20 protein-coding genes are annotated in these 24445 nt (G+C 38.6%); 14 read left to right on the forward strand and 6 right to left on the reverse strand.

From position 1 onward, the window contains the following. Positions 1–172 precede the first annotated feature (172 nt). Complete coding sequence (gshAB, locus tag JOD14_RS03655) at positions 173–2437, forward strand: bifunctional glutamate--cysteine ligase GshA/glutathione synthetase GshB (protein ID WP_204653340.1); 2265 nt, start codon at positions 173–175, stop codon at positions 2435–2437. Between the two features lie 56 nt (positions 2438–2493). Here the strand turns inward: gshAB and JOD14_RS03660 are convergent, their stop codons facing one another. Together JOD14_RS03660 and JOD14_RS03665 are read right to left on the reverse strand one after the other, a co-directional pair. Beyond that, a complete protein-coding gene (locus tag JOD14_RS03660; protein WP_204653341.1) occupies positions 2494–2895 on the reverse strand; it encodes a hypothetical protein in 402 nt (133 codons plus the stop codon). A 32-nt stretch (positions 2896–2927) separates the two neighbouring features. Continuing rightward, a complete protein-coding gene (locus JOD14_RS03665; RefSeq protein ID WP_204653342.1) occupies positions 2928–3389 on the reverse strand; it encodes a YueI family protein in 462 nt (153 codons plus the stop codon). 208 nt (positions 3390–3597) lie between these two features. On the opposite strand from JOD14_RS03665, the gene JOD14_RS03670 reads away from it, so the two are divergent. The 8 genes from JOD14_RS03670 (at position 3598) to JOD14_RS03705 (ending at position 12755) form a co-directional block, all read left to right on the forward strand. Next, positions 3598–3960 carry an iron-sulfur cluster biosynthesis family protein gene (locus JOD14_RS03670; protein ID WP_204653343.1) on the forward strand — a complete coding sequence of 121 codons (363 nt, stop codon included), beginning with the start codon at positions 3598–3600 and terminating at the stop codon, positions 3958–3960. Positions 3961–3986: 26 nt separating this feature from the next. After that, the gene (locus JOD14_RS03675; RefSeq protein ID WP_204653344.1) at positions 3987–4880 is read left to right on the forward strand and encodes a metallophosphoesterase; all 894 of its coding nucleotides are present in this window, start codon (positions 3987–3989) and stop codon (positions 4878–4880) included. A gap of 413 nt (positions 4881–5293) precedes the next feature. Then, positions 5294–7276, forward strand: a complete 1983-nt coding sequence (locus JOD14_RS03680; protein ID WP_204653345.1) for a peptide ABC transporter substrate-binding protein — start codon at positions 5294–5296, stop codon at positions 7274–7276. Between the two features lie 66 nt (positions 7277–7342). Beyond that, positions 7343–8830 (forward strand): ABC transporter permease, encoded by a 1488-nt coding sequence (locus JOD14_RS03685; protein WP_204653346.1) that lies wholly within the window; start codon positions 7343–7345, stop codon positions 8828–8830. 1 nt (position 8831) lies between these two features. Next, the gene (gene oppC / locus JOD14_RS03690; RefSeq protein ID WP_204653347.1) at positions 8832–9767 is read left to right on the forward strand and encodes an oligopeptide ABC transporter permease OppC; all 936 of its coding nucleotides are present in this window, start codon (positions 8832–8834) and stop codon (positions 9765–9767) included. A gap of 19 nt (positions 9768–9786) precedes the next feature. Next, complete coding sequence (locus tag JOD14_RS03695; RefSeq protein ID WP_204653348.1) at positions 9787–10863, forward strand: ABC transporter ATP-binding protein; 1077 nt, start codon at positions 9787–9789, stop codon at positions 10861–10863. Further along, complete coding sequence (locus tag JOD14_RS03700; protein ID WP_204653349.1) at positions 10856–11791, forward strand: ATP-binding cassette domain-containing protein; 936 nt, start codon at positions 10856–10858, stop codon at positions 11789–11791. The genes JOD14_RS03695 and JOD14_RS03700 overlap by 8 nt, the downstream gene beginning before the upstream one ends. 34 nt (positions 11792–11825) lie before the next feature. Then, positions 11826–12755: an RNA-guided endonuclease TnpB family protein gene (locus JOD14_RS03705; RefSeq protein WP_204653350.1), complete on the forward strand. Its 930-nt coding sequence runs from the start codon at positions 11826–11828 to the stop codon at positions 12753–12755. A gap of 140 nt (positions 12756–12895) precedes the next feature. Here the strand turns inward: JOD14_RS03705 and JOD14_RS03710 are convergent, their stop codons facing one another. The 3 genes from JOD14_RS03710 to acnA form a co-directional block, all read right to left on the reverse strand. Continuing rightward, positions 12896–13438: a biotin transporter BioY gene (locus JOD14_RS03710; RefSeq protein WP_204653351.1), complete on the reverse strand. Its 543-nt coding sequence runs from the start codon at positions 13436–13438 to the stop codon at positions 12896–12898. Positions 13439–13603: 165 nt separating this feature from the next. Further along, positions 13604–14836 carry an NADP-dependent isocitrate dehydrogenase gene (gene icd, locus JOD14_RS03715; protein ID WP_204653352.1) on the reverse strand — a complete coding sequence of 411 codons (1233 nt, stop codon included), beginning with the start codon at positions 14834–14836 and terminating at the stop codon, positions 13604–13606. Further along, on the reverse strand, positions 14837–17530 hold the full coding sequence (gene acnA / locus JOD14_RS03720; RefSeq protein ID WP_204653353.1) for an aconitate hydratase AcnA: 2694 nt from the start codon (positions 17528–17530) through the stop codon (positions 14837–14839). It lies immediately after the preceding gene. A 166-nt stretch (positions 17531–17696) separates the two neighbouring features. On the opposite strand from acnA, the gene JOD14_RS03725 reads away from it, so the two are divergent. Then, positions 17697–19061: a citrate/2-methylcitrate synthase gene (locus JOD14_RS03725; RefSeq protein ID WP_204653361.1), complete on the forward strand. Its 1365-nt coding sequence runs from the start codon at positions 17697–17699 to the stop codon at positions 19059–19061. 103 nt (positions 19062–19164) lie between these two features. Here JOD14_RS03725 and rpsD read toward each other — a convergent pair whose 3' ends face one another. Then, complete coding sequence (gene rpsD / locus JOD14_RS03730) at positions 19165–19776, reverse strand: 30S ribosomal protein S4 (protein WP_204653354.1); 612 nt, start codon at positions 19774–19776, stop codon at positions 19165–19167. Positions 19777–20147: 371 nt separating this feature from the next. Here rpsD and JOD14_RS03735 point away from each other — a divergent pair, with 371 nt between their 5' ends. The 4 genes from JOD14_RS03735 (at position 20148) to JOD14_RS03750 (ending at position 24117) form a co-directional block, all read left to right on the forward strand. Further along, a complete protein-coding gene (locus JOD14_RS03735) occupies positions 20148–20945 on the forward strand; it encodes a formate/nitrite transporter family protein (RefSeq protein WP_204653355.1) in 798 nt (265 codons plus the stop codon). 122 nt (positions 20946–21067) lie between these two features. Next, complete coding sequence (locus tag JOD14_RS03740) at positions 21068–21535, forward strand: YaiI/YqxD family protein (RefSeq protein WP_204653356.1); 468 nt, start codon at positions 21068–21070, stop codon at positions 21533–21535. 117 nt (positions 21536–21652) lie between these two features. Continuing rightward, complete coding sequence (locus JOD14_RS03745) at positions 21653–22699, forward strand: D-alanine--D-alanine ligase family protein (RefSeq protein WP_204653357.1); 1047 nt, start codon at positions 21653–21655, stop codon at positions 22697–22699. A gap of 71 nt (positions 22700–22770) precedes the next feature. Then, positions 22771–24117: a UDP-N-acetylmuramoyl-tripeptide--D-alanyl-D-alanine ligase gene (locus tag JOD14_RS03750; protein WP_204653358.1), complete on the forward strand. Its 1347-nt coding sequence runs from the start codon at positions 22771–22773 to the stop codon at positions 24115–24117. Positions 24118–24445 lie beyond the last annotated feature (328 nt).

A 24445-nucleotide genomic window follows, 5' to 3' on the forward strand; every position in this document is an offset into this window, starting at 1 on the left:
ATCTTATTATATAATGCCCAAAAATAATGCCCAAAATTAAACAACAAGCAGACTTTCTAAGGAATCGAATAAAGTAAGACGTGAATTCTTTTAAAAAAAAACAAATATCGTAACTTTTTAAATGATGTTTGCTATAATGTGAGTGATTACATTTGAAAAGAGGCGTGACATCATGGAATTCAAAACCCTCCTAGCAAAACAGGAGTTGCAACCATATTTATTAAAAGCGCGTTATGGCATTGAGCGAGAAGGCCAACGCGTAACTTTGACTGGGGAGTTAGTGGACACTCCTCATCCAGCACGTTTAGGCAATCGCCAATACCACCCGTATATTCAAACCGATTTTGCGGAAACGCAAATGGAATTGATTACACCAGTGGCAGAAAGTATTCCAGAGTTATTCCAATATTTAACAGGAATTCATGACGTGGCGTATCGTTCAATGGATGAAAACGAAATGTTGTGGCCATTAAGTATGCCACCAGCGTTACCAGAAAAAGAAGAAGACATTCTTATCGCAAAATTAGACGCCTTTGAAGACGTGTTGTATCGCCGTTATTTAGCGAAAACTTATGGCCGACGCAAGCAAATGGTCAGCGGGATTCACTTTAACTTTGAATTTAGCGACGAGTTATTGCAAAAAATGTTTTCAATGCAAACCGAAGTTTTAGATTATCATCAATTTAAAACCGAAGTCTATTTAAAAGTTACCCGCAATTACTTGCATTACAGTTGGTTAGTCACTTATTTATTCGGAGCAACACCATTAAGTGAAGCACGTTATTTTGAAGGTTGCAAGCGTCCGAAAGAACCCGTTCGTAGTATTCGTAATAGTTCTTATGGTTATAAAAATCATGAAGACGTAAAAGTTTCTTATTGCGATATGGAGACTTATTTAGCCGACATTACCCGTATGGTAGAAGAAGGCAAACTGTCAGAAGAAAAAGAATTTTACTCCGCAGTTCGGTTACGTGGTGGGAAAAGAATGGCCGATTTAGCCAAAGATGGCATTCGTTATATTGAATTACGCAATTTAGATTTGCATCCTTTTGCTTCTTGTGGCATTAGTGTGGAACAAGTCGAATTCTTACATTTCTTTTTACTCTTCTTACTTTGGCAAGAAGAAGGCCCCATTTTAGATGAATGGGTCGAAAGTGGCCTGCAAAAAAATGAACAAGTGGCGCTAGAGCATCCGTTAGAAAAAACGAAATATGCCAAAGAAGCCCATGAATTATTCGATGAGATGCTTGCTTTTGCCAAAGAACTAGAGTTACCACTGACCAAAGACTTATTGCCTAAACTATTCCAAGCTGTGAAAAAGCCAGAAGAAACGTTGGCTGCGCAATTGTATTTAGCGAGTCAAAAAACAAGTCAAAAAGACGTCGCCGTTCAAATTGCTTTAGCAAACCACCGAAAACGTTGGGCAAAACCGTATCAATTAGCTGGTTTTGAGGCGTTAGAACTGTCAACGCAAATTTTGATTTTTGATGCCATTCAAAAAGGGATTGGTGTTGAAGTGCTAGACCCACAAGATCAATTTTTACAATTAACGGTGGGCGACCATATCGAATATGTCAAAAATGGGAACATGACCAGTAAGGATAATTATATTGTGCCTTTACTAATGGAAAATAAAACCGTAACCAAAAAGGTGTTAGGTAAAGCTGGTTTTCGTGTACCAAGAGGCCGTGAATTCCATCGAGTGGAAGAAGCTCTCGCCAGTTATCGCGAGTTTGAAACCCAAGCTTTTGTAGTGAAGCCAAAATCAACGAATTATGGGCTAGGGATTTCGATTTTTAAAGAAGGAGCGAGTTTGAGTGATTATCAAACGGCCTTAGAAATTGCCTTTAAAGAAGACGATGCTGTTTTAGTCGAAGAATTTTTAGTTGGAACCGAATACCGCTTTTTTGTTGTCGATGGCCAAACAAAAGCTATTTTACTACGCGTACCAGCTAACGTGAAAGGCGATGGCGTGCATACGATTGAAGAATTAGTGGCGCAAAAAAACACTGACCCATTACGGGGAACGCATCACCTAACACCATTAGAAAAAATCCAATTAGGTGAAATTGAACAACTCGCTTTAAAAGAACAAGGCTATCAAGTCCATTCGGTTCCTAAAAAAGATGAAGTCGTATATTTAAGAGAAAACTCCAACATTAGTAGTGGGGGTGACTCGATTGATATGACCGATGCTTTTGGTCAAGATTATAAAGAGATTGCTGAAAGCGCCGTGAAAGCATTAGGGGCAGTCGTGTGTGGGATTGATTTAATTATTCCCGATTATACCCAACCAGCCGATGAACCAGGTGCATATGGGATTATTGAAGCCAATTTTAACCCAGCGATGATGATCCATACGTATCCTTACCAAGGACAAGGTCGTCGCTTAACGATGACTATTTTAGAATTATTATTTCCCGAAATGTTTGTTTAAAATAAAAATAAGCGGTGGCGAAAAGCCAGCGCTTATTTTTTAACTCATGATAAAAACTAAAACTGATCACTCGCCATTGTTTGTTTGGTGTAATCGACTTGTAAGCCGGTTAACCCTTCCCACCAATCTTTCATTTCTTGTTCATAAGTGGTTGGGAAATTTTGGCTAATTTCTAAGAGCGTTTGATTGTGAATTTTTGCATAGGAGTAATTTAAAGCTAAATTGTACTTTAGTTCACGAAGCAAACTATAATACTGGAACATTAAAAAATTCATCTCATCTGGATCTTCTTCCCATAGAACTTTTGGGGCACGGTCAAAAATAAATCCTAAGCTGCGCATCATAAACATCACCCCATCTAAAGACTCGCTATCAATCGTGGCGGTGTCCTTTAAGATGTCGATGTGAGTGTCAAGGGCATCAATGAGTTCTTTTTTTAAGTTTAAATAGTTTGTCATTGTTAAAACTCCTTCCGTTTTTTTAGATTAGGCTAAAAGAATTTTTTCCAAAAACTTTTTTTGGCTTCAGGGGCATGTTCTTTGTTTAAAGTGACGGTTTGCTTATTTTCAGGAGGGGTTAGTAACTTTTCAATGTCAATTTCTTTTTCATTAACCGCTTCGTTCGCGACAATCAGTAACCCAATACGTTCATTCTCACAATTTTGATTCGTAGTGACAATTGTAAACGGTATTTGGTTTTTCGATGCGATTTGAATATAAGTGCTTTGGATTAAAGGTGCTAAACAACCGTTAATCAAGATGGAAGCTTTGGGATAGTTTAAACTCAATCGACTAAAAGCTTCTTGTAATTTTTTTTGCTTCATTTGGCCAATCGTCATGCTTAAATAACAGCGCTCGCGAAACGTCCCTAAATACTTTCGTTGTTCGTCTGGATTTACCATTGGGGTACCGCTTGTCGATTGTTCAAGGCGTTGTTGCAAATTTTCAGGCATAAAACTCCTCCAAAAGTATGATTGAAACTATTATAGCACACAAGCCAAAAGGAAAAAAATAATAATGCAATCTCACTCAAAAGAGTAAACATGGTGTGGCTATGTTTGACTCTTTATGAAATCTTAAATTTAGATGAAGCTTCTTTTCGTGAATTAATCTGAAAAAAGCAGTACACTTAAGATAGGAAGAAGTTAAGGGGGGATTATCATGAAATTAAGTTTTAGCCAAGCGGCACAAGATGTTATTTTAGCCAAACAACAACCAGGGGATGTGATTCTTTTAGATTATGAAGACGCAATTGGTCCATTTACCCAATCGGCGGTTTCTTGTCAGTTATACCCAAGTTTTCGTTTATTATTAGTACCAAAAGAGTTTCCAAAAGAACAACTCATAGATTATGATGATGCGATTGAAACAGAATTAGGGATTGTTTCGGTAAAAAAACGTTCAGAAATGTTATTAGATGAGGCGATTGAAATTATGGTTGAGCCGGCCTATCAACGCTTGCAAATTCGTTCAAATAGTGGGGTGATTGCAGCAAATATGCCATTACTGCGAATGGACGCGTAAATTGTTTAGTTATAGGAGTGGGATAATTGGGTAAACTTGCGGTCATTAGTGACCTACACGTTGATATTAATCGGCTTTCATCGATTGAGCTGGCGATGCTTTGGCAAACGTTAAAACAAGCACAAGTGACACATTTGCATTTGGCTGGGGATATTGCCAATCATCCGCAAGCAACGCAAGCGGTCGTTGCATATTTTCAAAAACATGTGCCAACAACCTATCACTGGGGCAACCATGAGATGGTCGGATTAAATGGTGAAACCGAAATTGAAGCATATAAAGATCAAGCTTTCTTAAACTTTAAAAGTGTCTCTCTTAATGAAGAGACACTTTTATTAGGTGTAAATGGCTGGTATGATTACCGTTTTTCAGAGTTACAAGAAGAAAGTAAGATTCGCCAATTGAAAGAATTGTATTGGTTTGACCGGAATATCAAACGCTTGGGGAGTGATCCGCAAATTAGCGAACAAATTAACCAACGTTTGTATCAGACATTAAAGCAATTACCAAAAGAAAAGAAAATCATTTTAAGCACGCATTTCGTACCCAAAAGAGAATTTATTGTTTTTCAAACAGGGGAACATGCTCGTTGGAATCAACTAAACGCTTTTTTAGGTTCGGAAGGTTTTGGCGAAGTTTTAGATGAGTTTTCACAAGTCCAACACGTTATATTTGGTCATACGCATCGTCGGTTTGAACCTAAAAAGATTAAGCAGACCTGGTACCATTGTCGCCCGTTTGGCTATTATTATGAATGGCAGTTGACCCGTCAATTTGTTTTTGAACGGCAACTTGCCCAAAAGTATCGCCCGACGAAATTAAAAGGGGTGCTAAAAAAACACCAATCGGCTTTTGATGATTATAAAAAAATCCACCTATTAAATGAATTTCAACAAGGGATCACTTTAATTGATTATTAAACGGAACCGCTTCGTCAAAGGAGTCGGTTCCGTTTTTTTATGAATGCTTCTTATATAATATGAAATAACTGTTATTTCATATTGCTTGTTAAGAAAGAAAAAGCAAAAATAAGAAGATTCGTAAAAGAAATAAAATGAAAAAAGACGAAAATAAGTCAAATAATGGAAAAATGACTAGAGAATAAAATAATTTTTTTCAAAATAAAAGGTTGTTAAATCAAGATTTAAGCGATATATTTTCATAATTCGTTCTTTTTTCTAATTAATTATTAAAAAAATCGTTGACGAATAAATAAAAATCAGTTATTATTTTCTCATGCTTATCTAATTTTTCTGATAATTCAAATATTCAAACAATTTGAACCGCTTAAAAATTTAGATAAAGTAACAAAAGGGAAAATGGAGGAGTATACATGAAAGTAAGTAAGGTTTTAGCAACTGTATTGGTTAGTACATTTGTGCTTGCAGCTTGCGGTAATGGTGGAACGGGCAAAACAGATGGTTCAAAAGATGGTGGCGATCAAGCCGGTTTAGTTAGAGAATATAACAATGTCTTTTCAAAAGATTTGGAAATCTTAGACTACACTTTTTCACAACGTAAAACAAATGGGGACCACTTCACGAACTTTGTGGATGGCTTATTAGAAAATGATAACTTAGGGAACTTAGTACCAGCAATGGCTGAGTCTTGGGAAGTTAGTGATGACGGTTTAACCTATACTTACCACATCCGTAAAGGAGTACAATGGATCGATAGCGAAGGCAATGAGTACGGCGCAGAAGTGACGGCTCATGATTGGCTAACCGGTCTTAAACATGCGGTTGAGAAAAAATCAGAGACGCTGTACATTGTAGCTGGTAGTATCGTAGGTTTAGAAGATTATGTCAATGGGGTTTCTAAAGACTTCGATAGCGTAGGGATTAAAGCGTTGGATGACTATACTTTAGAGTATACATTAAACCAACCAGAATCTTTCTGGAATTCTAAAACAACTTATGGGATTTTATACCCAATTAACGAAGAATTCTTAACTTCAAAAGGAGAAGAATTCGGAACACCGGCACCTGATTCAATTCTTTATAATGGTGCGTTTATCTTAAAAAATAATACGGCAAAATCAGTTATCGAGTATGAGAAAAACGAAGCATACTGGGATGCAGATAATGTCAATATCGATACGGTAAAATGGACTTACAATGACGGCAGTGATCCCGACGGTTTATTCAAACAATTCCAAGATGGTACGTTAACAGCCGCTCGTGTCTATCCAAACTCACCAGGTTACCAAGATGTCTTAAAAACTTACCCAGATGGTGTAACATGGACATTACCAGGTGGAAGTACGTTTAACTTAACTTTCAACTTTAACCGTGGCACATTTGATGCGACATCAAAAACAACGGAACAAGAATTTACGGATACCCAAAAAGCGATTCGTAACCGCGACTTCCGTTTAGCCTTTATGTTTGGTTTTGATACAAAAGCGTATCGTGCGCAAAACGTAGGTGAAGAAGGCGCGGACCGTAGCTTACGTAACACGTTAATACCAACACAATTTGTTAATATTGCGGGGCAGCCAGTTGGTGAGACCGTACAAGAAAAATTACGTGCTTTAGATGCCGATGCTTTTGGTGATATTGAATTAGCAGAAGGGCAAGCAGCGTACTACAACCCTGAAAAAGCGAAAGAGTATATTGCAAAAGCGCGCGAAGCTTTAGAAGCAGACGGCGTAACTTTCCCAATTCACTTAGATATCCCTGTTCGAGAATCAGCTGAAATTGCTGTAAACCAAGTGAAATCATTGAAGAGCACGATTGAATCTGCTTTAGGCACGGATAACGTGATTGTTGATATTCAATTGTTAAATGATGACAAATACTATGCGGCAACTTATGACGCAACAACTGGTGCAGCAGGTGACTTTGATATCTCAAATGCTTCTGGTTGGGGACCTGACTATGTTGACCCATCAACTTACTTAAACATTTACGACTCTCGTACAGGAGATATGTTAAAAACTTTAGGTCTTGAAGGTTCAGCAATTGTTCAAGGGGAAGACCCATCAAAAGCAGCAAAAGAAGCAATTGGTTTAGCAGAATATGATGCTTTGTTAGACAAAGCAGCAGCCATTTATGATGATAACGACAAACGTTACGAAGCTTATGCCGAAGCAGAAGCTTGGTTATTAAATGCAGTTATCCAAATTCCAATTAACTCAGACGAAGGTTTACCTGGTGTAACAACGGTTGTACCATTTACAAGACCAGATGGCTGGGCAGGAATTGCAGCTGATAAATTGAAATACATTGAAATCCAAGACGAAATCGTAACCGTTGACCAATGGGACAAAGCGCACGATGCTTGGACAGCTGCCAAAGAAAAAGCAGCAAAATAATTTATTTTTAGTAAAAAAGGCTAAATTTAGCCTTTTTTACTTACATAGAGAAAGTAGGGACAAGATTTGAAACGATACCTTTCATTTAGAATATTACGATCAATCGTGAGTATCTTTCTGGTAACCACCATTACTTATGCGGTGATTTATACCATGGTTCCTCGTAGAAATGTCTTTAAAGACGACCCAAACTACGGGAAATTAAAAGGAAAACCAGATGAATTGGCAAATTATGAAAACACCGCTTTTAGCAAAATGGGCTATATTGAGTTTTTATCTTCAAAAGAATTAATTGATAAAGTAGGAGAGGATAACGAAGAGCTAACTGGCGAACCAACACCAGAAAATAAAGCCATTTTACAAGAATGGGCCGATAAAAACGGTTGGACATTGAACCAGTTACCAATTAGTCAAGCATTTTATGTCACCAAAGACATTCCACTACCAAAGCGTGTGTATCGATTTTATGCCAATATGATTCAGATTGATCATCCATGGAAGGTACAAGATCCATCAAATCCAGATTTAAAACGGTCGCTACGTTTCGAAAATGACGAGACGGTAGGATTTGCCTTAGTAGGTTCGGGAACACAATTTAAATATCAAATTTATTTTAACTCTCAGTTCCCATATATCCACCAAAATATCGTGCACTTAAACCTAGGCGTTTCTTATCCAACTTTTGCTGGTCAAAAAGTAATGGATGTTATCGCTGGCGGTCAAGGGAAGACCGATAGCCATGAAATGACATTCCCAACGGGCGTGACGATGAAGTCAGCTGCTAATTTGTACTCACGTCAATACCAAGATAGTGACAAGATTTCTTCTAAAGACAAAAAACTTTTTACTGATAATTATGTCGTTACCCAAAATAACTATAAAGATCCTTCTATGATTGGCATTTCTTTTCGTATGGGTGTCGTAGCGGTCTTCTTAGCTTATGGCTTAGGGATACCGTTTGCGATGTTAATGGCACGTTTTAAAGGGAAATTCCCAGATAAGGTTGGGATTGGCTTAGTGACTGTATTAATTTCGGTACCAAGTTTAGCCTTTATTTATTTCTTCCGTTTTATCGGAAATCGCTGGTTTGGCATGCCGGATTCCTTCCCAACTTATGGGGCAGGTGACATACGCTCCTTTGTTTTGCCAACGGTGATCTTAGGACTGCTTTCCTTATCAAGTATTATCATCTGGATTCGTCGTTATATGATTGACCAACAATCAGCAGATTACGTGAAATTTGCCAAAGCCAAAGGACTAAATAGCCGCGAAATCGCCCGCAAACATATCTTCAAAAACGCGGCGATTCCAATTGCCAATCAAATCCCGGCAAGTATTATCGGTGCAATCACTGGAGCAACCATTACAGAGACGGTCTTTGCCGCTCCAGGTATGGGTAAAATGCTACCAGATGCGATTATGTCAAACAATAACCCGGTCGTCATCGCAATTGTCTTTGTCTTTACAACGGTTGCGGTTACCTCAATCTTGCTAGGTGACTTAACAATGGCAATGGTTGACCCACGTATTAACTTATCTGCAGGAGGCGAGTAAAGTGGAAAATTCCAATCAAAAAATCAATGATGGCTTTAATTTTGTCACAATCGACTCTTTAGCCTCTGAAAAAATCGATACACCAACGTATTCCTATTGGCGTTCGGTTGGTCGCAAGTTTTTCTCAAATAAAACAGCCATTGCGATGTTAATCTTAATGACCGCCATTTTATTAATGGCGTTCATTCAACCCATTTTTAGTGGGTATGATTTCATGAACGTGGAAGACATTAATGATTTTGGGAAACGTTATAACCGCCCAAGTTTAGAGCACTGGTTTGGAACAGATGCGAACGGTATGTCGTTATTTGACGCCGTTTGGGCCGGAGCGAAAACCTCCATCTCAATTAGTGTGATAGCAACCTTAATTACCACCAGTATTGGTGTCGTTATCGGTGCAATTTGGGGTGTTTCAAAAAAATTCGATAAAATCATGTTAGAAATTTATAACGTCGTAACCAACGTTCCGCAGCTTTTAATCGTTATCGTTTTATCTTATACGTTTGGAAGTGGCTTTTGGAACTTAATTTTTGCGATGTGTGTGACAGGTTGGTTAGGTACGGCTTATTTTATTCGGGTCCAAGTGATGATTATGCGTGACCGCGAATATAATTTAGCCTCTCGTACATTAGGAACGCCAAAATTACGTATGATTTTGCGAAATATCTTACCTTACTTAACATCAATTATTGTGACGGACGTCTCTCGTGCTTTGCCTTCTTATATCTCTTATGAAACGTTCCTATCGTTTTTAGGTGTCGGTTTAAGTGCAGACGTGCCATCGCTTGGAAGATTGATTGCCAAATATACTAATAATATGAGTAACTACCCGTATTTATTCTGGATTCCAGTTGCTGTTTTAGCTTTAGTTTCGGTTTCTCTTTACATTGTTGGACAGACCTTAGCCGATGCTGCCGATCCAAGAACACATATGTAAAAAGGAGGAAGAAATTCTAATGGCAAAACAAACCATTCTAACAGCGGAAAACGTATCTGTTAGCTTTAAAGTTCGTAGTAGTGAATTACGTGCCATTCGTAATGTTTCTCTTGAATTAAAAGAAGAAGAAACCTTAGCGATTGTTGGGGAGTCTGGTTCAGGGAAATCGGTTTTAACGAAGACCTTTACTGGTATGTTAGAAGCAAACGGCTCCATTACTGGCGGAACGATTAAATATCATGATAAAGTTTTAAGCGATTTGAAAAAAGACGAGGACTGGGAAGGCATTCGCGGAAAAGAAATCGCAACGATTTTCCAAGATCCAATGACTTCATTGAATCCAATTAAAACAATCGGATCACAAATTTCAGAAGTAATTATTAAGCACCAAAAGAAATCAGCCAAAGAAGCCAAACAAATGGCGATTGATTTAATGGATCGTACCGGGATTCCTTTTGCAGCAAAACGTTACGATGATTATCCTTTCCAATATTCTGGTGGGATGCGTCAGCGGATTGTTATCGCAATTGCCTTAGCTTGTCGACCAAAAATCTTAATTTGTGATGAACCAACAACGGCCTTAGACGTAACGATTCAAGCTCAAATTCTAGATTTAATCCGTGAGTTGCAAGCAGAATACAAATTTACGACTATTTTTATTACCCATGATTTGGGTGTGGTGGCTTCGATTGCTGATAAGGTAGCCGTAATGTACGCCGGTCAAATTATTGAAAGTGGCACCGTGGAAGAGATTTTTTATAATCCACAACACCCGTATACTTGGAGTTTGTTGTCTTCTTTACCACAACTTGGGACAAAAGGGGATCACTTATATTCTGTACCAGGGACACCGCCATCTTTATACAAAGAAATTAAAGGCGATGCATTTGCACCAAGAAGTGCGTATGCGATGGATATTGATTTCAATGAAGAACCACCAATGTTCCAAGTATCTGATACGCATTTTGCCAAAACTTGGTTACTTGACCCACGCGCACCGAAAGCGGAAAAACCAGAAATTATTCAGAACTTACATGAAAAAATGGTCGCTTTACAAGCAGAAAATGAACGGAAAAGAGGGATCACCAATGGCTAACGATAAAGAAGTACTTTTATCCATTAAGGATCTTGAGATAACCTTTGGTGAAGGCAAGAAGAAGTTTGTTGCCGTTCAAGACGTGAATTTTGATGTCTATAAAGGCGAAACCTTTTCTCTAGTAGGGGAATCTGGTTCTGGTAAGACAACAATTGGTCGTGCCGTTGTGGGTTTAAACCCAACGAGTCATGGTGACATTCTTTTTGAAGGTAAAAAAATTAACGGTAAATTATCTAAAGCTGAAATGGAAGATAAAATTCGCAAAATTCAAATGATTTTCCAAGACCCGTCTGCTTCTTTAAATGAACGAGCAACCGTGGAATATATTATTTCAGAAGGTTTGTATAACTTTGGTTTGTTTGATTCTGAGGAAGAGCGTTTAGCAAAAGTTGAAAAAATCATTGAACAAGTGGGACTTTTACCTGAGCATATGTATCGTTATCCCCATGAGTTTTCAGGCGGACAACGTCAACGGATCGGAATTGCCCGCGCGTTAATTATGGAACCCTCGTTAGTGATTGCGGATGAACCAATTTCTGCATTGGATGTTTCGATTCGTGCGCAAGTCTTAAACTTATTGAAAGAATCACAAATCAATCAAAACGTAACATACTTCTTTGTTGCTCACGATTTATCAGTTGTGCGTTTTATCTCCGACCGAATTGCCGTGATTCGTTCAGGCCGGATTGTTGAGATGGCTGAAACGGAAGAGTTATTTACGAACCCGCTTCACCCATACACTAAATCGCTACTTTCAGCTGTACCTATTCCTGATCCAATTTTAGCAAGACAAAAGAAATTAGTTGTCTATAACCCAGAGATGCACGATTACAGTGTCGACAAACCAACCTTTAGTGAAGTGAAACCTGGTCACTTTGTTTATGGAAATGAAAAAGAACTAGAAGGCTACCGCAACGAAATTCGTTAATCAGCCTCAATTAATCCGTTAATGAGGTGGGAAAATGAGTGTTTTAAAAGCCTATCGTTTTAAAATTTACCCAGATGAAGCGCAGAAACAATTTTTTGTGGCGACCTTTGGCTGTGTTCGCTTTACGTACAATCATTTACTCGTTGCTAGCCAACAAAAAAAGGAACAGAAATTAACGCCAGCAAAGCTAAAAAAAGAGTATCCTTTCTTAAAAGAAACCGATAGCCTAGCGTTAGCAAATGCCCAACGAAATCTAGAAAAAGCTTTTCGTCGTTATTTTACTGGGAAAAGTGATTTCCCTAAATTTAAGCATAAATCAAATCCATGGCAGTCGTATACGACCAATAACCAAGGACACACGATTTATTTAAAAGAAGGGCAATTAAAACTACCGAAGTTGAAAAGTCTAGTCAAGGTAAATTATCATCGTGAAATAACAGGGCAGATTAAGTCGGCCACGATTTCAGCCAAAAATAATACCGATTTTTATGTTTCGATCTTATGTGTTGAAGAAATTCCAAGCTTACCGCAAACGTCACAAAGTATTACGATTGCGTATTCGCCAAGTGAATTGTTAGAAGGCTCGCAGTCGTTACTGCAAATTACTTTTAACCAAGATTCTTTAGTTACTAAAATTGATAAAGTGCAAAAGAAACTAAAAATTCGTGCCAAAGTCGCTCGTAAAAATCGGATTCCTTTAGCTGAAGCCAAAAATTATCAAAAACTCAAAGAACGACTAGCACGTTTGCAAGTTTCTCAAAAAGAGAAGAAAGAAGATTTTTTCGATCAGTTGTCTTACTACCTCGTTTGTCACTTTGATCAAATTATGGTCGATGCAACAATTATTGAAAACAATCAAGAAGCGTGTACCGTTGTTTTTACAAAAGCCGATTGGCATTGTTTTTATAAAAAATTAGTCTATAAAAGTAATTGGTATGGAAAAAAACTAATCGATCTCGATTAGTTTAATGAACTGGAAGGAGCTCCAGGGATCGCCCAGGGTATATAAAAAGTTTTCGGACTTTTGTTTCTAGGAATCCGCCTCACTAATTATGAAAAACCAAAAAAGAAAAAGAGGAAGCAAGTGCTTCCTCTTTTTCTTTTTTAAATATAAGTGAAAAATTCTTTTGGTAACCGCTTTTTAAGTGCAATGGCTAATGTGCCAACTAATCCTGCTTTAATGGCTTCTGGTAAGATAAAAGGTGAAAAGCCACTTGCAAAGGCTTGCGTAAAGGTTAAATCAGCGGCGAATTTCAACCAAATTGCCCCGATAATTAACGATAAAAGAAAACCAAAAAAGTTAATCAAAATCACTTGATAATAAGCCCAAGAAGAGTGGGATAAGAGTGTACCGATAAATAAACTAGTAAAAATAAATCCGATTAAAAAGCCACCCGTTGGTCCAAATAAGACACCAAGGCCACTACTTGCTCCAGCAAAGACAGGTAAACCAATCAAACCAAGTAACAAATAAATCGTCAGTGCCCAAGTCCCAACCTTACGCCCAAGTAAAGTCGCGGTTAAACCAATCATCATTGTTTGCAAACTTAAAGGCACGAAACCTAAAGGAATGACAATTTGAGCCGCAACCGCAATGAGTCCAGCAAACATGGCCGCCATTAGTTGTTCTCTAAGTGATAAACGCATAAAAATAATTCCCCCTAACAAATAAAATAAATGCTTTGTGAGAGAATTATACCATTGTGTTAACCTAAAAGTAAATAGTTGGTTAACGAAAAAACGGATTTTTTTTGCTGATAGAATAAGAATAAAAAAACAGACCAATGGAGTCCTCTCCGTTGGTCTGTTTTCTTAAATCAATGTAATTAAAAACTCGCCGAATTCTTGGGTAGTTAAGCAAGTGGCATTTTCTAATTGGTCAGCAAAGTCACTCGTCACTTTTTGAGTGATTAAAGCTTGCTCAATGGCTTGAGTAATCGCATCGGCTGCTTCTTGCCAACCGAGGTATTCCAGCATCATCACGGCTGAAAGGAGCAAGGAACAAGGATTTGCTTTGCCTAAACCGACAATATCAGGAGCAGTCCCATGCGTTGCTTCAAAAATCGCAGCACCAGTATCGTAGTTAATATTGCCCCCTGGTGAAATGCCAATCCCACCAACTTGCGCAGCTAAGGCATCGGAAACGTAATCACCATTTAAGTTCGTCGTCGCAATGACTGCATATTTTTCTGGATACAGTAAAATTTGTTGCAAGAAGTTGTCCGCAATAACATCTTTAATGATTACTTTGCCTTGCTCTTGCGCTGCTTTTAAGGCGTCGTTGGCTGCCTCCACACCGGCTTCTTTTTGGATCGTTTGATAAGTACGCATCGTGAACGTTTGTGCTTTAAATTGACTTTCAGCAATGTCGTAACCCCAGTTTTTAAAACCGCCTTCGGTAAATTTCATAATATTGCCTTTATGTACCAATGTCACACTAGGTTCTTGATGTAAAAGGGCATATTCAATCGCTGCGGTGACTAAACGTTGACTTCCTTCTTGTGAGATTGGTTTGATGCCAATCGCAGATGTTTCTGGAAAGCGAATTTTTGTCACGGCTAATTCACTGGTTAAAAAATCAATGAGTTTTTTTGTTTCATCAGAGTGAATTGGAAATTCAATTCCAGCATAGACGTCTTCGGTATTTTCACGGAAAATAACCATGTTGGTTTTTTCAGGTTCTTTTAAAGGAGAAGGCACGCCTTTAAAATAGCGTACCGGTCGCACGCAAGCGTAAAGGTCGAGCTGTTGTCTTAACGCGACGTTAATGGAACGCACGCCTTCGCCCACCGGTGTTGTCAAAGGCCCTTTAATGGCGATATTTGCTTGTTTAATCGCCTCTAAAGTCGCTTCTGGTAACCAGTCGCCTGTTTCGTTAAAAGCTTTCTCGCCGGCTAATACTTCGGTCCATTCAATTTTTTTTTGGCCGTTATAAGTTTTCGCCACCGCGTGATCAATCACTGCTTGGCTGGCTTGCCAGATCTCAGCGCCAATCCCGTCACCTGGGATGTATGGAATTTGTTTTGTCTCAATTGTATGCGTCAATTAATTTGCACCTGCTTCTTCTGTGAATTTTTTACGAATAACCATTGGTAAAATCCCTTGATGCTTCCAGTAGCGAATATCTGCTGGCGCATCAAAGCGTAAACGGGCTTCAAAGACAATCGGTTCTTGGCCAGCTTTGGTTGCAATTACTTCCACCAATTGACCAACTTTTGGTTCTTTTGGCAAGTGGACTTCAAATGCTTCTTCGCCAGTCAAACCAAGCGTTTCAGCTGTTTGACCTGGTAAATACTCAAGTGGCACTAAGCCCATCATCACTAAGTTACTACGGTGAATCCGTTCAAAACTTTCGGCTAAAACGACTTTTACGCCAAGTAATTGCGCCCCTTTTGCTGCCCAGTCACGCGAAGAGCCCATCCCGTAGTCTTTTCCAGCTAAAATAATCGAAGGAATTTCTGCTTCTTGATATTTCATCGCCGCATCATAAATTGACATTTCTTCACCCGTTGGGATATAGCGCGTAACCCCGCCGCTTGTTTCTGGTGTCAATTGGTTTTGCAGGCGAATGTTGCCAAAGGTTCCACGCATCATAATTTCGTGGTTTCCACGGCGTGAGCCATAAGAGTTAAAGTCGCTGTAGCTAAAGCCTTTTTCTTTTAAATATTTTCCTGCTGGAGAGTGTAGCGAAATATTTCCAGCTGGTGAAATATGGTCAGTCGTAACAGAATCGCCCAATTTTGCTAAAACGTGTAAATTGGTTAAGTCTTCTGGTTCGCTTAATTCTTTCGTTAATTGGTTAAAGTAAGGCGGATGAGCGATATAAGTGGAGACATCATCCCATGAATAGCAATCGCTTTGGGTCGTCTCGATCTCATTCCAACGTTGATTCGCTGTAAATAAATCAGCGTAAGCTAAACGGAAAGCTTCCGGTGATAAGTAAGTATCCATGTAGTTTTCAATTTCTTCTTTGCTTGGCCAAATATCTTCTAAATAAACGGCCGTCCCTGTTTCGTCAACGCCTAAAGGTTCGCGCGTTAAATCTTTGCCAACATTTCCGGCTAAAGCGTAAGCCACCACTAATGGCGGAGAAGCTAAGTAGTTTGCACGCGTCAATGGATGGACGCGGCCTTCAAAGTTACGGTTACCAGATAACACCGAAGCAACTAGAATATCTTCTTTTTCGAGCGCTTCCGTGATTTCAGGTGCTAAAGGTCCAGAGTTCCCAATACAAGTTGTACAGCCATAACCAACTAAGTTAAACCCAAGTTGATCAAGGAAAGGCATTAAGCCACTTTTTTCTAAATAACTGGTAACAATTTTTGAACCAGGTGCCAAAGAAGTTTTCACGTAATCAGGGACACGTAGGCCTTTTTCAACGGCATTTCGAGCTAAAAGACCAGCAGCGAGCATCACATAAGGGTTACTCGTATTGGTACAGCTTGTAATGGCGGCAATCATGACGTCACCTGTATGCAGTGTTTTGTCTTGACGATCCCAAGCGATGTCTACGGTTTTGTCAATTTCTTCAGATGTTAAACCAAAACCTTTTGGTCCAACCGGTGCCGTCAACCCTTCTTTAAATTCTTGGGCGACGTGTGATAAAACAACCCGGTCTTGTGGTCTTTTTGGTCCAGCTAATGCCGGTTCGATCGTATTTAGGTCTACTTCGATTACTTTTGTATAAGTTGGATAATTTTCTTCATCATAGAAAAGTCCGTTCGCTTTAGCGTAAGTTTCAACCCGTTCGATGATTTCCTCTGACCGACCTGTTGTTTTTAAGTAACGCAATGTTTCATTATCAATTGGGAAGAAACCACACGTTGCTCCGTATTCAGGTGCCATGTTGGCAATTGTTGCACGGTCGGCTAAATTTAATGCCGCATAACTTGGCCCGAAAAATTCAACAAATTTATTCACCACATTTTCTTTTCGCAAAGTTTCAGTGATTTTCAAAACTAAGTCCGTGGCGGTTGCACCAGGTGCTAAATCCCCAATAAATTTAACGCCAATGACTTCAGGTGTTGGGAAAAAAGAAGCTTCGCCTAGTAAAGCGGCTTCTGCTTCAATCCCGCCGACACCCCAACCTAATACGCCAAGACCGTTAATCATCGTTGTATGCGAGTCTGTTCCTTGGACTGTATCTGGTAAGAGCCAAGTTTGACCGTCTTTTTCTTCGGTTAAAATGACTTCGGACAAAGCTTCTAAGTTTACTTGGTGAATAATTCCAGTTTCTGGTGGGACAACTTGGAAGTTTTCAAAGGAAGATTGGGCCCATTTTAAGAATTGGTACCGTTCTTTATTGCGTTCAAATTCTTTTTCGGTATTAAAGGCCATTGCCGATTGGGTTGCGTATTGATCCACTTGGACAGAGTGATCGATGACTAAAGCAACAGGGATTTCAGGATTGATTTCTTGTGCATTCCCACCAAGAGCAACAACGGCATCGCGCATCGCAGCTAAGTCAACGACTGCAGGAACGCCCGTAAAGTCTTGTAAAATAATGCGAGCGACTTTAAAAGGAATGACGCCAGTTGGTTCTTCTGCTTGCCAGTGAATTAAAGAGCGAACATCTTCCTTTGTAATATCTTCTCCCATGTTACGTGCAATGCTTTCTAATAAAATTCTTAAAGAGTATGGGAGTGTGGTTAAATTAATTTGATAATCATCTGCAATCGTATTTAAGTTCATGTACTGATAAGTGTGTTCATTAATGGTTAGTTTATCTTGCCAAGTCATGAATAAACCTCCGTTCATTTTCTAGTGATATGGAATAATTATACGTGGTAACTGAAAAAAAGCAAACAAAAGATGAAAAAAACTTTCATTTTCCTTTTACCGTGTTATAATGTTTCAAAAGATTTATGAATAAATAATTAGATTATCTAACATGAATTTGTTAAGTATGATAAAAGAGGTGAAAAGTTTGAATCGAGAAGAATTATTAAAATCCTGCGTGGAACATGACCAAATTGCAAGCGAACTTTATCAAAAATATGAGGTGAAGCGTGGGTTGCGCGATGAAAACGGCAAAGGAGTCGTAGCAGGTCTAACGACGATTTCGACCGTTTATCCAGAAAAAATTGTCGACGGAAATGTCGTTTCAGGCTGTGGCGAATTACGTTATCGAGGCATTGATATTAACGAACTAGTTGAAGGATTTGTATCAGAGGATCGTTTCGGTTTTGAAGAAGTCGCGTATTTACTTCTTTTTGGCGAGTTACCCAATCAAAAAGCTCTAGTGGAATTTCAACAACTAATTGCCAGTCGTCGCACGCTTCCGACTAATTTTACTCGTGATGTGATTATGAAAGCACCAACTTCTGACATTATGAACAGTTTGGCTCGGAGTGTTCTAACTTTGGCTAGTTATGATGAACAAGCAGACAATATCGAGTTAGCCAATGTCTTTGATCAATGTTTAATGTTAATTGGTGTTTTCCCACGTCTCGCCATTTATGGGTACCATGCTTATAATCACTATAATAAAGAAGAAAGTATGTATATCCATTTTCCAGAAGAGCATTTAAGCACGGCGGAAGTTGTTTTATCAACGTTGCGTCCGGATCGTTCATATACAAAACAAGAAGCGCAAACGCTAGATATGGCTTTAGTTTTACACATGGAACATGGTGGGGGGAATAACTCCACCTTTACGACTCGTGTGGTCACTTCAAGTGGGACCGACACATATTCAACTGTTGCGGCGGCTTTAGGTTCTTTAAAAGGACCTAAACATGGTGGGGCAAATATTAAAGTCACGCAAATGATGGAAGACTTGAAAAATAATTTAACCGATTATCAAGATGAAGCGGCAGTTACCCAATATTTAGAAGATTTACTTGATAAAAAAGCCTTTGATCAAAAGGGGTTAATTTATGGAATGGGTCATGCCATTTATAGTGACAATGACCCAAGAGCCGCTATCTTTAAGCGTTATGTCTCAAAATTAGCGGCTGAAAAGGGAGACGAGGCTTGGGAAGAGTACCAACTTTATGCTTTGGTTGAGCGTTTAGCGCCTGAGATTATTGCGAAAAAGCGGAAAATGTTCAAGGGAGTGAGCGCCAATATTGATTTCTTTAGTGGGTTTGTTTATAACTTACTAGGCTTGCCAGAGGAGTTGTATACCCCGATGTTTGCGGTGGCGCGAATTGTTGGTTGGTCTGCGCATCGAATGGAAGAATTGATTAATGCACAAAAAATCATTCGACCAGCTTACCAAGAAGTAACAGCCGATCGAGCGTATTCACCAATGAAAGAGCGTCAGTGAATCGATCGAGTTTACTAAAACAGTCAAGCGTGCTTCATTCAAATAGTCACGAAAACACAAGAAAACCCTAGGAAAATTTTTCTCCTAGGGTTTTTTAAAAGCATTAAATTAATTTGTTATAGTACTCAACGACTAATAATTCATCAATTTCTTGAGATAATTCATCGCGTTCTGGTAAACGAGTGAATGAACCTTCTAATTTTTCAGCGTCGAAAGCAACGAATGCTGGACGTCCGATAGTTGCTTCAACAGCTTCTTTGATAACAGGGATGTTTTTAGATTTTTCGCGAACAGCAATTACTTGACCAGGTTGTACGCGGAATGATGGGATATCAACGCGTTTGCCATCAACAGTGATATGGCCATGGTTAACTAATTGACGTGCTTGACGACGAGTTGTTGCTAAACCTAAACGGTAAACAACGTTATCTAAGCGTTGTTCTAATAAGATCATGAAGTTCACACCGTGTGTACCTTCTTTGATTTTACCCGCTTGTACGAATAACGTACGGAATTGACGTTCGTTCATTCCATATGTATGACGTAATTTTTGTTTTTCATTTAATTGCAAACCGTATTCAGAACGAGCGCCACGGCTAGTTGGTCCGTGTTGACCAGGTGCGTAAGGGCGACGAGCTAATTCTTTTCCAGTGCCAGATAATGAGATACCTAAGCGACGAGAGATTTTCCATGATGGTCCAGTATAACGAGACATTTAAGATTCCTCCAATAAATAAGTTTTTTGGAGTAAAATAATCCGATGAAAGCGTCATTTTTCGTGTAGTTCATTCTTCGATCTTCACCTTTGCAGCCGTGGCTACACAATCGAACTTTAAAAAAAGCGATGAACTGGTGACGGAAAATTCATTTTCTGCTGCATTATTTTACACAAAGAATAGTTTAACATGAGGTTGAAGTGATGTCAAATATAAAATCGAACAACCTAACAATGAAAATCAATGCATTTTCTGAAAATATCAAAAATATTTAATAATTTTTTCACAAATCGCTTTACAATTAAGGAAATGCTTATTAAAATAAAGAGAATGAGTAAATAAAACGTAAAGATGAAGGGAACGTAAAAAAATGAATCCAATCTCGCCATTATTCGAAAAAATTGATGCTTCCATCGGAAAAAAAGTTGACTTAATTGAAATGAGTTACAGTCGGTATGCCTTGCGAGCGTTTTTAGCGTGTTTGTATTTAACGCTTGGTACAGCAGTTGCTTTTAGTATTGCCATCAAGGGAGAGGCGATTGCTTACGGAGTTGGGAAGATGCTTTACGCGTTTATGTTTAGTTGGTCATTGGTTATGATCTTGTATATGAATGCCGAGCTAGGGACATCCAATATGCTTTATATGACGGTAGGTTATTATCGACGTCGTTTGAGTTTACAAATGGCTGCTAAAATTTTATTTACTTGTATTTTATTTAATATGTTAGGTGGTTTGTTTTTTGGGTACTTGATTTCCTTTACAGGCCCCTTCCAAGATTTGCCAGCCAATAGTTATTTATTTGAATCGATTACAGCCAAACTAACAAAACCAACGATGCAAATTATTATTGAAGGTATTTTTGCAAACGTGGTTGTAAACGTGGCTGTGTTAGTTAGTATGCGAATGAAAGACGATGCTGGGAAAGTAGCTGCCATTATTTTTATTATTTTTATTTTTGCTTTCTTAGGCTTTGAACACGTCATTGCAAACTTCTCGTCCTTTTCACTCGCTTATTTTGCTTCACACGGAACGCTAGAGGCAATGACTGCAGGCAATATCACTCATAATTTGATTTTCGCATTAATTGGGAACTATATTGGTGGGGGCTTAATTATGGGCGTCGGATATGCTTGGTTAAATAATTCTAAATCAAATTACGTTGACTAATCAAAACCTGTGGCTATTATTTTAGCTACAGGTTTTCTTGTAATAATAGCGATTTATAGCTATCCTCTTACATAAAGACAAATAATTCATTTTTACATAACCATAAAAAGGAGAGGGGAAAAATGCGTTTACTCATTGATGGCGATGGCTCGCCCGTAAAAGAAGAAGTGATTGCACTTGGGCAAAAGTTTAATCTCCCGGTATTAATTGTCACAAGTGTCGATCATTATACGACCAAAGTATATCCCAAGGAAGTCGCCTTCATTTACGTTGATAAAGGTGCTGATCGTGCCGACTATCAAATCGTAAAAGAAATTCAAGTGGGCGATATTTTAATTACGCAAGATTATGGTTTGGCTTCGTTAGTCTTGCCTAAAAAAGCCCGCGTTTTTCACCATAGTGGCCAAGAATACTTACCAGAGACCATTGATCAGTTGTTGATGCAACGTTATTTAAGTGCGCAAATCAGAAAAACAGGGAAAAGAACGAAAGGTCCAAAACCTTTTACTGCACAAGATCGCCAAAACTTTTCAAAAGAATTAGAGCAAGTATTATTAACGAAGCAATCAGCGGAAAGAAATAACGGATAAGAAAACCCTTACATCTTTTTTGCCGGAAACTATGTTCGAATGGACTTTTTTGTGCTAGAATATCAAAGGAATAAATGCGTAAATTCAAAGAAGTAGGAAATAGTAGGAGGACGCGTTTTGAAAATTATTTTATTATATGGCGGCCAAAGTGCAGAACATGATGTTTCGAAATTATCGGCTTTTTCTGTTTTAAATGCCGTTTATTACAATTACTATCAAGTACAATTAGTATATTTAACCAAAACTGGGCAATGGCTAAAAGGGCCGTTATTATCAGAAGAGCCGACAAGCGCAACGATTTTAGACTTAACACCTGAAAATGCAGAAGTCATTCAACCTTGTGCGATTCAAGAAGAAGAGTCGATTGTATTCCCTTTGCTTCATGGCCCAAATGGAGAAGATGGAACGATTCAAGGGTTTTTAGAAACACTAGGTATGCCTTATATTGGCGCTGGGGTTTTAACGAGCGCCTGTGGCATGGATAAAATTACGACTAAATATTTACTACAAGCAGCAGGGATCCCGCAAGTACCATTTGTTCCGGTTTTAAAGAGCCAGTGGAAAGAAAATCCAAAGAAAATCTTCGAACAATGTGAAGGAACCTTAATTTACCCAATGTTTGTTAAACCAGCAAATATGGGTTCCAGTGTCGGGATTTCTAAAGCTGAAAACCGCGAAGAATTACAGCAAGCCTTAATTGAGGCGTACAAATTTGATAATCGAGCAGTTATCGAGCAAGGAATTGAAGCACGCGAAATTGAAGTAGCGATTTTAGGAAACGAAGATGTGCGTACGACACAAGCTGGTGAAATTGTAAAAGATGTCGCTTTTTACGATTATAATTCGAAGTATATTGATAATAAAATTACGATGGAAATTCCAGCACAAATCCCCGACGAAGTACAAATCAAAGCCCAAGAATATGCTCGTTTGGCTTATGAAATGATTGGTGGTACGGGATTAAGTCGTTGTGATTTCTTTTTAACGAGCAAAAATGAGTTGTTTTTAAATGAATTAAATACAATGCCAGGTTTTACGCAATTTAGTATGTACCCAGCTTTATGGGAACAAACAGGCTTGAAATATGGTGATTTAATTGAAGAGTTGATTCAACTAGGCTTAAATCGTTATAAACAAAGACAAAATTTTATTAAAGAAATGTAAGGAGTAGGGGCAACTTAAAGGCAAATTTTGCGTTTAAGGGGCCTCTTCTTGTAAGTAAGGGAGAACGTTCAATGAATTTAACTTTAAAAGAAATTGCCCAAGCATTAAAAATTCCTGGAGAGTTTCCAGAGACCATGATTACAAACATTGAATTTGATAGTCGGCAAATTCAAGCTGGGGGCTTGTTTGTGCCTTTAGCTGGTGTTCGTGATGGCCATGAATTTGTGACTCAAGCACTGGAAAATGGTGCGGTCGCAACTTTTTGGAGTTGGACCGAGCAAAATGCCCCAACACAGCTAGTGACTTTACCTGTAAGTGATGTGAAAGCCGCTTTTCAACAACTAGCGGTCTATTACCAGCAAAAAGTTGCACCAAAAGTACTAGCGATTACCGGTAGTAATGGGAAAACGACAACAAAAGACATGACCGCGGCTGTGATGGCTCAACGTTTTCAAACGTATAAAACACAAGGCAATTATAATAATGAATTAGGCATGCCTTATACGATTTTACATATGCCGCTTGAAACAGAAATCCTCATTTTAGAAATGGGAATGGATCATGCCCAGGAAATATCTTTCTTATCAAAGTTAGCTCAACCAGATGCAGCAGCGATTACAATGATTGGGGAAGCGCACTTAGAAAATTTCGACTCACGCTTTGGAATTGCCCAAGCAAAAATGGAAATCACCGATGGCTTAAAAGCAGGTGGCTTGTTATTAGTGCCGGCAGAAGAGGCCTTGTTAAACTCTCTTTTACAACCAGAAGCTTATGAAATCCAGACGTTTGGTTTGAATAAGGCAATGATTCAAGCAAAGATTTTACAAGAGGAAAAAGACCAAACAACGTTTAAAATTCAAAAGGCGACGTTTACCATTCCAGTCCTAGGCAGTTATAACGTCAAAAACGCCTTGATTGCCTATGGTTTTGGTCATTATTTTGGCTTAAGTGATGAAGAAATCGGTAAAGGGTTAGCTCAATTCCAATTAACCAAAAACCGGACCCAGTGGCTAAAAGCACAAAATGGTGCCGATTTATTAAGTGATATTTACAATGCCAATCCAACAGCGATGGGGCTGGTACTGGATAGTTTTGCTAAATTAACTTTACCAGGTCGTCGTTTGGCACTTTTAGCAGATATGTTAGAGTTAGGACCAGAATCAAAGGCAATGCATGCGGATATGGCGGCTCACATTGATTTGAGTTATGCTGAAGTATTCTTATATGGTGAAGAGATGCAAGCTTTAGCAGAAGTGTTAGAACAGCAACACCGTGTCGTACACCATTTTAGAAAAGACCAAAAGAGTCAATTAATTACCGCATTAAAAAAAGCACTTCAACCGACCGACACACTCTTATTAAAAGGGAGTAATGGCATGGGATTAGTGGAAGTGGTGACACAACTTCAAGCCGATTAAGCGAATAAAAACTAAAAGAGTGATTTTGAAAAGAAACATTAATTTTCAGTAAATAGAGGTTGAAACTTGCTGAAAGAGAATTAATGTGGTAGAATACTGACGTGCCGAAAGATGAAGAATTTATTTCAGTTTAGAAAAAAACTGATTTAACTAAGATAACAATAAAAATAACGTGACAATGACAGTCACAAGAATTTATATTCGAAATGAGGCTATGACAAAGGATAAACAAATTTTGGCTCTTTGTCAAATAGTGTTGTTTAGCAATATCCGTATAATTAAGAAGGACTCAGGTTCTTCTTTTTTTGTTATTTAATTTTGGCTTTTT

It is taken from the genome of Enterococcus lemanii (assembly GCF_016909125.1).
Taxonomy (GTDB): domain Bacteria; phylum Bacillota; class Bacilli; order Lactobacillales; family Enterococcaceae; genus Enterococcus_I; species Enterococcus_I lemanii.

Coding starts and splice junctions, on each gene's coding strand:
- rpsD (WP_204653354.1), bottom strand. CDS start 19,776: ATGTCTCGTTATACTGGACCATCATGGAAAATCTCTCGTCGCTTAGGT.
- JOD14_RS03680 (WP_204653345.1), top strand. CDS start 5,294: ATGAAAGTAAGTAAGGTTTTAGCAACTGTATTGGTTAGTACATTTGTG.
- JOD14_RS03695 (WP_204653348.1), top strand. CDS start 9,787: ATGGCAAAACAAACCATTCTAACAGCGGAAAACGTATCTGTTAGCTTT.
- JOD14_RS03670 (WP_204653343.1), top strand. CDS start 3,598: ATGAAATTAAGTTTTAGCCAAGCGGCACAAGATGTTATTTTAGCCAAA.
- JOD14_RS03665 (WP_204653342.1), bottom strand. CDS start 3,389: ATGCCTGAAAATTTGCAACAACGCCTTGAACAATCGACAAGCGGTACC.
- JOD14_RS03705 (WP_204653350.1), top strand. CDS start 11,826: ATGAGTGTTTTAAAAGCCTATCGTTTTAAAATTTACCCAGATGAAGCG.
- JOD14_RS03700 (WP_204653349.1), top strand. CDS start 10,856: ATGGCTAACGATAAAGAAGTACTTTTATCCATTAAGGATCTTGAGATA.
- acnA (WP_204653353.1), bottom strand. CDS start 17,530: ATGACTTGGCAAGATAAACTAACCATTAATGAACACACTTATCAGTAC.
- gshAB (WP_204653340.1), top strand. CDS start 173: ATGGAATTCAAAACCCTCCTAGCAAAACAGGAGTTGCAACCATATTTA.
- JOD14_RS03710 (WP_204653351.1), bottom strand. CDS start 13,438: ATGCGTTTATCACTTAGAGAACAACTAATGGCGGCCATGTTTGCTGGA.
- JOD14_RS03740 (WP_204653356.1), top strand. CDS start 21,068: ATGCGTTTACTCATTGATGGCGATGGCTCGCCCGTAAAAGAAGAAGTG.
- JOD14_RS03735 (WP_204653355.1), top strand. CDS start 20,148: ATGAATCCAATCTCGCCATTATTCGAAAAAATTGATGCTTCCATCGGA.
- JOD14_RS03660 (WP_204653341.1), bottom strand. CDS start 2,895: ATGACAAACTATTTAAACTTAAAAAAAGAACTCATTGATGCCCTTGAC.
- JOD14_RS03725 (WP_204653361.1), top strand. CDS start 17,697: ATGATAAAAGAGGTGAAAAGTTTGAATCGAGAAGAATTATTAAAATCC.
- JOD14_RS03750 (WP_204653358.1), top strand. CDS start 22,771: ATGAATTTAACTTTAAAAGAAATTGCCCAAGCATTAAAAATTCCTGGA.